Origin of the sequence: Aeromonas sp. FDAARGOS 1404, assembly GCF_019047085.1 — a bacterium.
Lineage (GTDB): Bacteria > Pseudomonadota > Gammaproteobacteria > Enterobacterales > Aeromonadaceae > Aeromonas > Aeromonas veronii.
In genome coordinates, this window is sequence record NZ_CP077237.1 from 778,988 (window position 1) to 791,752 (window position 12,765).

General features: G+C 57.2%; 11 protein-coding genes. 2 read left to right on the forward strand and 9 right to left on the reverse strand.

From position 1 onward, the window contains the following. Positions 1-3: 3 nt before the first annotated feature. Positions 4-693, reverse strand: a complete 690-nt coding sequence (gene aqpZ, locus I6L34_RS03425) for an aquaporin Z (protein WP_005334357.1) — start codon at positions 691-693, stop codon at positions 4-6. Positions 694-963: 270 nt separating this feature from the next. Next, positions 964-1,176, reverse strand: a complete 213-nt coding sequence (locus I6L34_RS03430; RefSeq protein ID WP_005334366.1) for a DUF1653 domain-containing protein — start codon at positions 1,174-1,176, stop codon at positions 964-966. A gap of 381 nt (positions 1,177-1,557) precedes the next feature. Here I6L34_RS03430 and I6L34_RS03435 point away from each other — a divergent pair, with 381 nt between their 5' ends. Beyond that, positions 1,558-2,772 carry a pyridoxal phosphate-dependent aminotransferase gene (locus I6L34_RS03435; RefSeq protein WP_005334367.1) on the forward strand — a complete coding sequence of 405 codons (1,215 nt, stop codon included), beginning with the start codon at positions 1,558-1,560 and terminating at the stop codon, positions 2,770-2,772. Positions 2,773-2,835: 63 nt separating this feature from the next. On the opposite strand, the gene I6L34_RS03440 is transcribed toward I6L34_RS03435, so the two are convergent. The 7 genes from I6L34_RS03440 to I6L34_RS03470 all read right to left on the reverse strand — a co-directional run bounded on the left by I6L34_RS03440 (position 2,836) and on the right by I6L34_RS03470 (position 11,058). Then, the gene (locus tag I6L34_RS03440) at positions 2,836-4,311 is read right to left on the reverse strand and encodes a YfcC family protein (protein ID WP_058055838.1); all 1,476 of its coding nucleotides are present in this window, start codon (positions 4,309-4,311) and stop codon (positions 2,836-2,838) included. A gap of 162 nt (positions 4,312-4,473) precedes the next feature. Then, positions 4,474-5,667 (reverse strand): enoyl-ACP reductase FabV, encoded by a 1,194-nt coding sequence (gene fabV / locus I6L34_RS03445; protein ID WP_160881078.1) that lies wholly within the window; start codon positions 5,665-5,667, stop codon positions 4,474-4,476. 286 nt (positions 5,668-5,953) lie between these two features. Beyond that, the gene (locus I6L34_RS03450) at positions 5,954-7,579 is read right to left on the reverse strand and encodes a methyl-accepting chemotaxis protein (protein WP_216955653.1); all 1,626 of its coding nucleotides are present in this window, start codon (positions 7,577-7,579) and stop codon (positions 5,954-5,956) included. 323 nt (positions 7,580-7,902) lie between these two features. Further along, a complete protein-coding gene (locus I6L34_RS03455; RefSeq protein ID WP_216955655.1) occupies positions 7,903-8,490 on the reverse strand; it encodes a histidine phosphatase family protein in 588 nt (195 codons plus the stop codon). A gap of 154 nt (positions 8,491-8,644) precedes the next feature. After that, the gene (locus tag I6L34_RS03460) at positions 8,645-9,298 is read right to left on the reverse strand and encodes a transcriptional regulator (protein ID WP_005334376.1); all 654 of its coding nucleotides are present in this window, start codon (positions 9,296-9,298) and stop codon (positions 8,645-8,647) included. 64 nt (positions 9,299-9,362) lie between these two features. Continuing rightward, positions 9,363-10,652 (reverse strand): serine dehydratase subunit alpha family protein, encoded by a 1,290-nt coding sequence (locus tag I6L34_RS03465; protein ID WP_216955657.1) that lies wholly within the window; start codon positions 10,650-10,652, stop codon positions 9,363-9,365. 22 nt (positions 10,653-10,674) lie between these two features. Beyond that, the gene (locus I6L34_RS03470; RefSeq protein ID WP_005344164.1) at positions 10,675-11,058 is read right to left on the reverse strand and encodes a Rid family detoxifying hydrolase; all 384 of its coding nucleotides are present in this window, start codon (positions 11,056-11,058) and stop codon (positions 10,675-10,677) included. A gap of 251 nt (positions 11,059-11,309) precedes the next feature. Here I6L34_RS03470 and I6L34_RS03475 point away from each other — a divergent pair, with 251 nt between their 5' ends. Beyond that, the gene (locus I6L34_RS03475; RefSeq protein ID WP_005334398.1) at positions 11,310-12,605 is read left to right on the forward strand and encodes an amino acid permease; all 1,296 of its coding nucleotides are present in this window, start codon (positions 11,310-11,312) and stop codon (positions 12,603-12,605) included. The last annotated feature ends 160 nt before the right edge of the window (positions 12,606-12,765 follow it).

Sequence of the window (12,765 nt, forward strand, 5' to 3'; positions counted from 1 at the left end):
TGATTACTTCTGCTCAGTCGCCACCAGGCGATAAGCCAGCGCACCCAGAATGGCACCGACAATCGGGGCAACCCAGAACAGCCACAGCTGGCTGATAGCCCAGTCACCGACAAACAGCGCAACACCGGTACTGCGGGCCGGGTTGACCGAGGTATTGGTCACCGGAATGCTGACGAGGTGGATCAGGGTCAGGCACAGACCGATGGCGATCGGCGCGAAACCGGCAGGCGCACGGCTATCGGTGGCGCCCATGATGACGAACAGGAAGAAACCGGTCATCACCATTTCGCATACGAGTGCGGCAGTCAGACTGTAACCACCCGGAGAGTGCTCACCGTAGCCGTTGGAAGCAAAACCGGCTGAGAGATCAAACCCGGCCTGACCGCTGGCAATCACGTAAAGCACGGCAGCGGCGGCAATGCCACCCAACACTTGCGCCACGATATAAGGCAGTACACCGGATGCCGGAAAACGACCACCCGCCCACAGACCGACGGTCACGGCCGGATTGAGGTGGCAACCGGAGATATGACCGATGGCAAACGCCATGGTCAGCACGGTCAGACCGAAAGCCAGCGAGACCCCCAGCAGACCAATCCCGACGTGAGGGAAGGCTGCAGCCAGCACGGCACTGCCGCACCCGCCCAATACCAGCCAGAAAGTGCCCATAAACTCAGCAGCAACAGGTTTCACATTATTTCTCCCATTTGAGATAACACCGAACAAGACCCGAGAAGGGCCCATGCTTGAACAAGCGCAGCATTATGGGAGTGTGAATCCAGATTGCGAACCCGGCAGGCAGGGCTCACTGAATGTGATATTCGTCACAATTTGTTGATTAGATAAGGGATTTATCATTAAGACAGCCAGCTGCACATCTCATACCCAAGGGCGTCATGCGACAACTTGTGACACCGTTTAGCTCGAGTGCTCATCCCTTGAACGATATAAACGGAGGCGTGGTCAGTCTCCTGCAGGGGCAAAACGGCTGACAACCTGCCCCTGATGCTCAATCCACTCCATAAACATGGCGACGGGTCGGGCATAGACCTGACCATCCTGCTCGGATTGATAAATTACCAGCTGCTCCTGGGTTTCGGTATGCAGAGCCAAGGCAAGCACTTGATAGTAACCCCCCTTGAAGTGGCGATAGCGGCCTGGAACGGGTGCTTGCATGGGAAAACCTCGCAGAAGTGAACACCGATGAGCGAACCACATAAAGATGACACCATGAGTGCCATTCAACTCATCGAAAAGGGGGACGAAGACGATTTTTTACACAAGCCAATCGTGCCACAGGATCCGGATATTGCAACACAGTCAGGCAGCTTTGTTAATTCGTTCCCCATGTTTCACTAGTTAACCTTGGTTAGCACCAAAGATCGTGCTGAATTTAACGTTCTAGTAACCCTGTTTTAGGGCTAAAAATCAGGGAATTCTTCTAAAAAGAGGATTGTTCTAGCATTCAATTCTGTGAAGAATAGGGGAAAAGAAATTTGATACTAAAAATCGCCTTTTTCGCCAACGCGTCCCTGTGGGGAAGGAATCACTGTCACCATGTTCACAATCGACAAGTCGCACAAGCTCGACGATGTCTGCTATGACATCCGCGGCCCGGTGCATAAAGAGGCTCGCCGTCTCGAAGACGAAGGCCACCGCATTCTCAAGCTCAACATCGGCAACCCGGCCCCGTTCGGCTTTGATGCGCCGGAAGAGATCATCAAGGATGTGATCCTCAACATGCCGCTGAGCCAGGGCTACTGCGACTCCAAGGGGCTGTTCTCTGCCCGTAAAGCGGTGATGCAGTACTACCAGCAAAAAGGGATGCGCAAGGTCGATATCGACGACATCTACATTGGCAATGGCGCCAGCGAGCTGATCGTGATGGCGATGCAGGCGCTGCTCAACAATGGCGACGAGATGCTGGTGCCCTCCCCCGACTACCCGCTCTGGACCGCTGCCGTCACTCTCTCCGGTGGCCATGCGGTGCACTATCGCTGCGACGAAGGGGCTGACTGGTACCCGGATCTCGACGACATCCGCGCCCGCATCACCCCGCGCACCCGCGGCCTGGTACTGATCAACCCCAACAACCCGACCGGTGCCGTCTACGGCAGCGAGTTCCTGCTGGAAGTGATCGAGATTGCCCGCCAGCACAATCTCATCATCTTCGCCGACGAGATCTACGACAAGATCCTCTACGACGATATCTCCCACACCAGCGTCTGCACCCTGTGCGACGATGTGATGGTGGTGACCTTCAACGGCCTCTCCAAGGCCTACCGCGCCTGCGGCTTCCGTCAGGGCTGGATGGTCATCACCGGCCCCAAAGGCCGTGCTCGCGGTTACATTGAAGGGCTGGAGATGCTGGCCTCCATGCGGCTGTGTGCCAATGTGCCGATGCAGCACGCTATCCAGACAGCCCTTGGTGGCTATCAGAGCATCAACGAGCTGATCCTGCCGGGCGGTCGCCTGCGCAAGCAGCGGGACAAGGCGTGGGAGCTCTTGAACGAGATCCCCGGGGTCTCCTGCGTCAAACCCAAGGGGGCGCTCTACATGTTCCCGCGCCTCGACCCCAAGGTGTATGACATACGCGACGATCAGAAGATGGTGTTCGACCTGCTGCAGCAGGAGAAGCTGCTGCTGGTACAGGGCACCGGTTTCAACTGGCCGGCGCCGGATCACTTCCGGCTGGTGTTCCTGCCCCGCGAAGAGGAGCTGGAGGATGCCATCGGCCGCCTCGCCCGCTTCCTCAAGGGCTACAAGCAGTAAGCAAGGCTCATGAAAAAGGCTCCCGCGGGAGCCTTTTTGTTATCTGTGGTTTTATCCGTGCCATCAGCCGTGCAGCAGGGCACCGGCTACCAGCACCGCCATGGTGATGAGGGCTACGCCGATGATAAAGGGCAGCACCCAGCGCACAAAGCGATCGTAGGGGATCTTGGCGAGCGCCAGACCGGCCACCAGATGGGCGGCGGTAGGGGCGAACAGGTTGATCCAGCCGGAGGCGGACTGATAGGCGGTGATCACCAGATCCCGGGAGATGCCGGAGAAGTCCGCCAGCGGCCCCATCAGCGGCATGGAGACGGTCGCCAGCCCCGAGGTGGAGGGGATGAAGAAGCTCAGGATGATGTGCACCAGATAGGCCATCAGGATGAAGACCGACGAGGAGAGTCCGGTCACCAGCCCTTCGGCCCAGTGTAAAATGGTGTCGATGATGACGCCCTGCTCCATCACCACATAGATGCCGCGCGCCACCGCCACCACCAGCGCCACCCCGATAAGATCCCGAGCGCCGCTGAGGAAAGTCGCCACATAGTTGGACTCCGGCATCCGGTTGATCAGCGCGATCAGGATGGAGGCACTGAAGAACAGGGTGGATAGCTCGTCAAACCACCAGCCAAAGGTGGGCAGCACATCGATCCCCAAGTCCGACCAGGGCACCACCGCATAGATCATCAGCAGGAAGGTGCCGAAGAAGACCAGCATGGTGAGCTTCTGCTTGCCGGTGAAGGCGAGGTTGCCGCTCTTCATCTGGGAGAACTCGTCGTCATAGGTGATGTCGGCCAGCACGGAGCGGGACTTGTCCTGCTGCACCTGCTTGGCGTAGCGCATCACGAACCAGGAGGCAAAGATCACCAGCAGCAGCCACTGGATGACCCGCAAACCGATCCCCTCACCGATGGGAATGCCGGCAAAACCGGAGGCGATACCGGTGGCAAACGGGTTGACGGTGGAGGCGAGCACCCCGACCCCGGAGCCGAGCAGGATAATGCCCGCAGCCACCATGCGATCGAAGCCAGCCGCCATCATGACCGGCACGATCAGCGCCCAGAAGGCTACCGTCTCCTCCGCCATGCCGAAGGTGGAGCCGCCGAGGGCAAACAGGGCGATCAACACAGGAATTAGCAGCCGCTCACGCCCGGCAAAGCCACGCACAATGGCCCCCACCCCAGCATCAAGCGCACCGCTTTGCATGGTCACAGCGAGAAAACCACCGATGATGAGCACGAACAGCGCCACATCGGCCGCCTTGTGAAAACCCTGGATGGGCGCCTTGAGCACCTCGAATACCCCTTGCGGGTGGGCGGGTAACTCGGTGTAGCTGCCGGGCACCGGCAACAGCCGCTCGTCGCCGCTGTAATCGGCCACGGCCGCTGCCGCCACCGGCTGCTGGGTCTTGGCGGTGACATAGTCATATTTGCCCGCTGGCAGCACCCAGGTCAGGGCGGCCATCAGGGCGATGATGATGAAAAGCAGGGTATAAACAGTGGGGAGTTGGCGCTTCTTGGGCGCCTCGTTTGGAGTGGTCATAGCTTCCGTACCTCGGCAATGCCGTCTGTGATCCGATCAGCGCAAGACTAGCGGGTTTGATATGGGAAAAAGGTGATCGCTGATAATAAAATTCCGCAAATTAGCGGAATGTTTGCCAAAAAAACAGGGCCCCGCGGGGCCCTGTTTTCACTTGAGTCAGACTCAGAGCTCGACCACGTCGAATTTCACGTCCGGATTTACATCCGCATCGTAATCGACCTCGTCCAGACCGAAACCGAACAGGCGCAGGAACTCCTGCTTGTAGCCGGTGTAATCAGTCAATTCGGAGAGGTTTTCGCTGGTGATGGATGGCCACAGATCACGGCAGGTCTGCTGCACATCTTCGCGCAGTTCCCAGTCATCCATGCGGATGCGAGCCTGCTCGTCCAGCGCCATGTCGGACGCGTAGAGACGGGTGCGCATCATGCGGTCCACCTGCTCCATGCAGCCCTCGTGAATGCCCTTCTCCTTCATGATCTTGAAGGCCATGGAGATATAGAGCGGCATCACCGGAATGGCAGAGGAGGCTTGAGTCACCACGGATTTCAGCACAGCCACGTGAGCGGTGCCGCCCTTGGCAGCCAGATCGCCACGGATGGCGGCAGCGGCGCGGTCCAGATCTTCCTTGGCGCGGCCCAGAGTGCCATGCCAGTAGATTGGCCAGGTCAGATCGGTACCGATGTAGGAGTAGGCCACGGACTTGGCGCCGTCAGCCAGCACGCCGGCATCACGCAGGGCAGCCATCCACAGCTCCCAATCCTGACCGCCCATCACTGTGATGGTGTTCTGGATCTCTTCCTCGTTCGCCGGCTCGACGGTGGCGGTGATGATCTGATCCTTGTTGGTATCGATGGCGGTGGTGGTGTAGACCTCACCGATGGGCTTGAGGGCAGAGCGCACCACTTCGCCGGTTTCCGGCATCTTGCGCACCGGAGAGGCCAGGGAGTAGACAACCAGATCGATTTGACCCAGATCCTGCTTGATAAGCTCGATCACCTTGGCGCGGCACTCGTTGGAGAAGGCATCGCCGTTGACGCTCTTGGCGTAGAGGCCCGCCTCTTTGGCGGCCTTGTCGAAGGCGGCAGAGTTGTACCAGCCAGCGGTACCGGTCTTGGACTCGGAGCCCGCTTTTTCAAAGAAGACGCCGAGGGTGGCGGCGCCGCTACCGAAGGCAGCCGCAATCCGGGAGGCCAGGCCATAACCGGTGGAAGCGCCGATCACCAGCACCTTCTTGGGACCATTCTCGATGGTGCCCTTGGCCTTGGTATAAGCGATCTGGCGACGAACATTGGCTTCACAACCGACCGGATGAGTGGTGGTGCAGATAAAGCCGCGAACCTTGGGTTTGATGATCATATGGGGTCTCGGATCCGTTTAATGGATGAAATCGGGGCATAAGATACCTCATCTTGCCGCGATAAGGTGCTCTGATGTGTTGAACTGCGGCAAAAATGGCCATTCAGGGTGACGGCTGCCGTCAAAAATGCACATTTTTTGGAAAGCGTCACTTCATCAGTCCGGTAATTAATCTCCCCATATCTATGGAAGTCGATAACATGTTTCAACGCAGGTGCAGTACGACCAACATGATACAAAAAGGCCCCGAACTCTCGGGGCCTGGGGGTAATGTCATCGAACTATATCAAGCGGCATGTGAGCGCCATTTAAAATGATTAATCTGTGTTCTCATTGACTTGGCCATCTCATCAAGACGCTGACACTTGGCCGATACATGGGCTGCCGAATCCGAGGTATGTACTGCGATATCGGCAATATTGACCATGCTGCGCGTCATCTCTTCGGTGACTTTGCTTTGCTCTTCGGCTGCAGCAGCGACTTGCACATTGAGATTATTCAGATCATCCACCGCACTCACAATTTCTTCCAAAGAGACGCCGCAGGTCAGCATCAGGGTATTCGTCTTCTCCACTTCAGATAATCCGATATTCATACTATCAACAGCCATAGTTGCATTCTGTTGCAGGCGATTGACGGTGTTCTGGATTTCTCCGGTAGAGTTTTGGGTGCGCTGAGCAAGTACCCGGACTTCATCAGCCACCACCGCGAAGCCACGCCCCTGCTCACCCGCTCTGGCGGCTTCAATTGCCGCATTCAGTGCCAGTAAATTGGTTTGTTCGGCAATCGAGCGAATAACCCCCATCACCTGAGTAATGTTATTGCTCTCGATAGCCAGGTTTTGCAGCACAGTGGATGTATTTTGCAATTGACCAGAGAGCAGAGCCATATTCCCAATGGTCTCCTTGACAACCGCTTGCCCCTCTTCTGCCTTGTTTTCAGCCTGACGGGCGGCAATTGCAGCACTATTTGTATTTTGAGCGATTTCGTTAACCGTTGCGCTCATCTCATTCATCGCCGCAGCGCTCTGATCTGTCTCCAGACGCTGCTGGGCCATTTGCTCTGCACTGGTTAGCCCCAGCTCGTTCAGTGCATCGGCGCCTGTCGATAACTGTTCGGCCACGTCATCCATTTCGCCAATCAATCTGCGGAAATGGCTAACCATATCATTCAGCGCCCGTGCGACTTGCCCCAATTCATCTTCCCGAATGACGGGGACGGTGACGGTCAAATCCTGCTCATGCTGCAATTTGTAAAGTGCTCTGCGCAAAGCGGTGAGCGGTTGACTGATCCCGCGAAAAATCCAGATCCCCAGCACGGATAAAGCGAACAGGGCAATCCCGGTGATGGAGAGGAAGGCAAATGAAAAATCAACGGCCAGACTTTCCAGGGTACCAACATGCTCATCTGCAAATCTCAGCTGGAGTTCAACCAGCTTGCCCAGCTCCTCATTAAAAGGATCAACCGTGCTGTATAATTGATGAATTGACTTATCAAGAGGCGCTTTTAATGAAAGATCACTCTTAATACGAGCCAGTGTAATGTCGGCTTTGTTCATCAATACCTGGGCAGACTCCGCAATCGCCCGTTCTTCCGCAGACATCTTCTGGGCCATGTAACGCTTCCATTCCGTTGCTGCTTTTAACTGCGCTTCAGTAACGGAACGTTTTGCCTCTTCACGGGTGATTAATCCAACATGCGCTTTATTGATCGCATCAACGACACTGACCGCATACAAGTCTGAAATCAGCTTCAGTTCGGATAACTGCTGCACCTCCTCTTCATTCACCTGATGGGCAGCCTGATTCATCAGGCGCATCCCCCAAAGGGAGAGAGTGCAAAGCAAAATCATACAAAACAGCGGTACCACAACCAGCATCAATAATTTGCTACGAACCGAGATCCCTTTCATGGTGTCGTCCTCATACTCAGGCCACTGGTCGTTTAATATGCAATTGATACACCAAGCATCACGCGACCACTCATTTCAATACAATCACCCGCTTACCTCATTAAAAAGCGCGGTCTGTGCACCATAGTGCAATGCAAGTTGCAACCTGTTCGCAAAACCAGACCTTAAACACATCAACGCAGGAGAAGGGCTAATGCCCTTATTGATAATGCGCTTTTTGAGTCTATTCATCATTTCGTTGATGTCTAATCTTCGCAAAGCAAAATCCGTAGCGTGTTGCAGCCTGCATCGTCCATGCACTGATGGCGGCAACGTCCACGAAACTAGCAAGCAATGCGGGTGATGTGGCCATCCTGCAGCTTATAGAAGGCATCTTGGGGCAACTCCTGTGACCAGATCGCCTCATAGTCGAGATCGGCATAGACGCCGCGCAACATGGCACCGAGCAGACCGTGGGAGATAACGATGGCCCGCTCGGCGATGGCAGGATCCTGCAACCACTGGTGTGCCCGGAGCTGAATGCTCTCGAAGCTCTCGGCCCCCGGTGCCTGCAGATACCAGTCCCCCTTGCCGGTATCGAGTTCGGGGTGGGCAAGACGCAGCGCCGGGATCTGGCAGCTCTCCCACTCCCCCATCCCCAGCTCCATTAACCGGTCGTCCCAGACGATGCGCTCTGCCGCCAACCCCAGTTGCTCGCACACCAGCAGTGCAGTCTGACGGGCACGGCCAAGCGGGCTGGCATAGACGATCCAGCGGGCGGGATCCGCCAGTTCGCCAGCAAGCCGCCGCCCCATGGCGATGGCTTGCGCCTCACCCTTGTCGGTCAGCTCGGAGTTGCAACGCCCCTGCAGACGCTGCTCGGCATTGAAGCGGGTCTGGCCGTGGCGCAGCAGATAGATGAGTCGGGACATGATTTCTCCAGCACGTTCAGAGAGATAGAAAAACAAAGGGGGAAGATGATAGCAGATGAGCCCGAAGGATGGCCCAAACAGAGAGGCTAAAACGGGCGTAAAAAACGGGTCAAGGCTGACCCGTTTGCAGCCAATTTGGCCAGAGTGTATCGGCTCAGCCCTTCTTGATCTCCCGCAGATAGCGGTAGATGGAGTGGACCGAGATCCCGAGCTGGCGCGCCGCAATCTGGGCACTGTCTTTTAACTCGAAGATCCCCATGTCGTGCAGCTGGTTGACGATAACCCGAGTCTTCTGGGACGGAGGCACCGCCTCGTTGCCACGCACCTCGGCACTGACGGTGTCGATAGTGCTGTTGAGCGCTTCGTCGATGTTGCGGGCGAACACCTCCGGGGTGGCATGGCTCTCGTGGGGATGCATGCACTCCGGCATCATGGTCCGTAGCACGGATTGCAACGGGGCATCCATGTCGCTGTTGATGCAGAGCAACCCGATGGCCCTGTGCTCCCCGTTGCGGATCACGGTGGTGATGGAGCGCAGGGTCTTGCCGGTGGCGCACTTGGTCATGTAGGGGCTGGAGATATCCTGCCCGCTCTTGAGCTTCATCATCGCCAGGTTGGTGATGGGGGCGCCGACACTGCGGCCGGTGATATGGCCGTTGGCAATCTTGACGATCGAGGGATTGCGCGCATCCAGACTGTGGAGCAGCACTTCGGTGTGCTGGCCATACATGGCGGCGATGCCATCCACTATGTTCTCCATCGACTTGAGGATCTCAAAATCGCTCGGACTCAACTCTTGCAGCTTCACAATGGGACCTTCTTGCAAGGGTTGCTGCCGGACAATAGGCGCCGGGCAGCAACCGACAGGGACATCAGGCGGACATGATATCAATAATGGTGCTGTCTGTGGCAGACATGCCCTCCTTCACCATCTGGCCGACATTGCGGATGGTCTGATCCACGTCGCCTGCGACGATCCCCTGCCCCGACACCGAGTGGCTGTTGAGAGCCATCAGGAAGCCGCGCACCGCCGCGCCAGAGGAGGTACTCACCTTCATGGCGCAGGAGGCTTTCGCCCCGTCGCACACCATGCCGGCACTGTCGCTCAGCACGTTCTGGATGGCGAAGCAGGATTGCTCGAAGCTGCCGCCCGCCAGATAGACCATGGCCATGGAGGCGGCCGCGCTGGTCACGGTATTGCCACAGAAGGCCGACAGCGGCGGATAGTGGGATTTGATATAGATGGCGCCCAGATGGCTCATGATGAGGGCGCGAGCCAGCTGCTCTTCGCTGGCCGCAAAGCGCTCGGCAATCACCATCACCGGAATGGTGGCGGCAATGCCCTGGTTGCCGCTGCCAAAGTTGCTCATGGCTGGCAGGGTCGCCCCCCCCATCCGGGCATCGGAGGCGGCCGCCGTCATCATCACGATGCGGTTCATCACATCCTCGCCGATAAGACCGGCATTGATGTTCTGCTGCATGGTGCGGCCAATCTCCAGGCCATAGGGGTTATTCATCCCCTCGGCAGAGAGCTTGCCGTTGAGCTCGGAAGCTTTGAGGATGAACCTGATCTGCTCGAACTCCATCTGGGTAGCGAACTCGTAGATGGCGGCGATGCTGATATCGACGCCATCGCAGATGGAACCGGTGGCACCACCCTGGCTCTGATCGGCGGTGAAGGTCACCTCGCCATCGCGGCGCTGCTCGACGATGCGGGTATGGCCGCCGCACAGGGTCACTTCGGCGCTGTGTTCTTCACCCTTGTCATCAGTGCCATAAACGGTCACGCGGCAGAAGATAAACTCGGGGGCGGCGGTGCGGCTCACCTGCACCTTGCCGGCATCGATCAGCTGCTGGGCACGCTCCACCTGTTCTGGCTGGATCGCGGCCAGCACCTCCAACCCGGCATCGGCGTTGCCGCCGATGGCACCGGCCGCGGCCGCAATGGCCAGACCGATCTTGCCGGTCCCCGGCACATAAACACCCATCGAGTTTTTATAGAGATTGTCCGACACCGCAACCTCGAGGCGACCGGGCTCACAGCCCAGTTGCCGGGTGGCGACCGCTGCGGCATAGGCGGCGGCGATTGGCTCGGTACAACCCAGCGCTGGTTTGACAACCTGTTGAATAATCTGCAGATACTGCTGCCACGCTTGTTTCATCACTTGAACCTTTTTATCAGCATTAACGAGCGATATGGGCGATCGCTTCCACTTCAACCTTGACGCCCATCGGCAGATCCTTCACTGCGAAGCAGCTGCGCGCCGGACAATCTTTCTGGAAATAGGCTTTATAGACCTCGTTGAACGCGGCAAAATCGCTGATCTCGGCGAGGTAGCAGGTGGTTTTGAGCACGGTATCCAGCGAGCCGCCAGCGGCTTCCAGCACGGATTTCAGGTTTTCTAGTGACTGGCGGGTCTGGGCGGCAATCCCCCCTTCCACCACACCACCCTGCTGCTTGCAGACCGGCAACTGACCGGAGGTAAAGATAAGGTCGCCATAGGCAGTGCCGTGGCTGTAGGGACCGATAGCGTCAGGTGCCGCTGCTGCCGTGATGATGCGTTTCATATAGCCACTCCTGTTTGTGCAATTTTTTTTGCAATCATGAACCTCATTCCGTTCAACATTATTTGCTTTTTATTTTATCCATTCAACAAAAAGATACAAAAATGGCGTTTAAAGGCACCTTTCGGCCTCAATATAAACCGTGATCACCATCCTGATTTGAACAAAAGTACTCTTATGGGCATTGTTTATGACAGTTTCATTCAACTATATTTGCGCCGCTTTCCCACATCCCTACAAAAAAGAAGGTTTTAATGGACGCGCATAGCACTACACTCGCCAGCCCCGTGATGGGCACGCTGGAATGGAAAGAAGCGGTTCGCTTCGACAGCACTGACTGGGGCTGGATCATCATGAGCATCGGCATGGCCATCGGCGCGGGGATCGTCTTCCTGCCGGTACAGGTGGGTCTGATGGGCTTGTGGGTCTTTCTGCTCTCGGCCGTGATCGGCTACCCCGCCATGTACATGTTCCAGCGCCTCTTTATCAACACCCTGGCCACCTCGCCGGAGTGCAAGGATTACCCCAGCGTCATCACCGGCTACCTCGGCAAGAACTGGGGTGTGCTGCTCGGTGCCCTCTACTTCGTGATGCTGGTGATCTGGGTCTTCGTCTACTCCACCGCCATCACCAATGACAGCGCCTCCTTCCTGCAGAGCTTCGGTGTCACCGACGGCCTGCTCTCCGAAAACCCGCTCTACGGTCTGGTGCTGATATGCGGTCTGGTGGCTCTGGCCTCGCGCGGCGAAAACCTGCTGTTCAAGATCTCCACCTTTATGGTGCTGACCAAGATCAGCGTGGTGGCCGTGCTCGGCCTGATGATGGTGGACAAGTGGGATGCGGCCAACATCACCGCCATGCCCGCCGCCGGTGACTGGATGAAGGATGCCATCATCATGCTGCCCTTTACCCTCACCTCCATCCTCTTTATCCAGAGCCTGAGCCCCATGGTGATCTCCTACCGCTCGCGGGAAAAGTCGCTGGAAGTGGCCCGCTTCAAGGCGATGCGCGCCATGAATATCGCCTTCGGCATCCTGTTCGTGGTGGTGTTCTTCTACGCGGTCTCCTTCACCCTGGCCATGGGTCACGATCAGGCGGTTAAAGCCTCCGAAGAGAACATCTCCGCACTGGCCATGGTGGCCCAGGGTATGCCCGGCCAGACCCTCAAGCTCCTGAGCCTCACCCTCAACATCTTTGCGGTAATGACCGCCTACTTCGGCGTCTATCTGGGCTTTCGTGAAGCCTGTCAGGGGCTGGCGATGAACCTGTTGCGCCGCGTCATGCCGGAAAACCGCATCAACAAAGGATTGGTAGGCAAAGGGATCATGGTGTTTACCGTCATGCTCTCTTGGGGTGCCATCGTGCTCAACGCACCGGTACTGAGCTTCACCTCCATCTGCAGCCCCATCTTCGGCATGGTAGGTTGTCTCATCCCGGCCTATCTGGTCTATCAGGTACCGGCGCTGCACAAGTACAAGGGCACTTCCCTCTACATCATCATCGTCACCGGCCTGCTGCTCTGCGTCTCGCCCTTCCTGGCGTTCAACTGAGTAGCCAGATAACCAGATAGCCAACAGACGGGTCACCTTCGGGTGGCCCGTTTTCTATTGGTGCGGCTGACGGCGCCCCCGCCCGGAAGTAAAAAGCCAAGGGGATCACAACTTGCAACTGGCCATCACCCAAGGGAGGCCGCTCGGAGTACTATTCAGG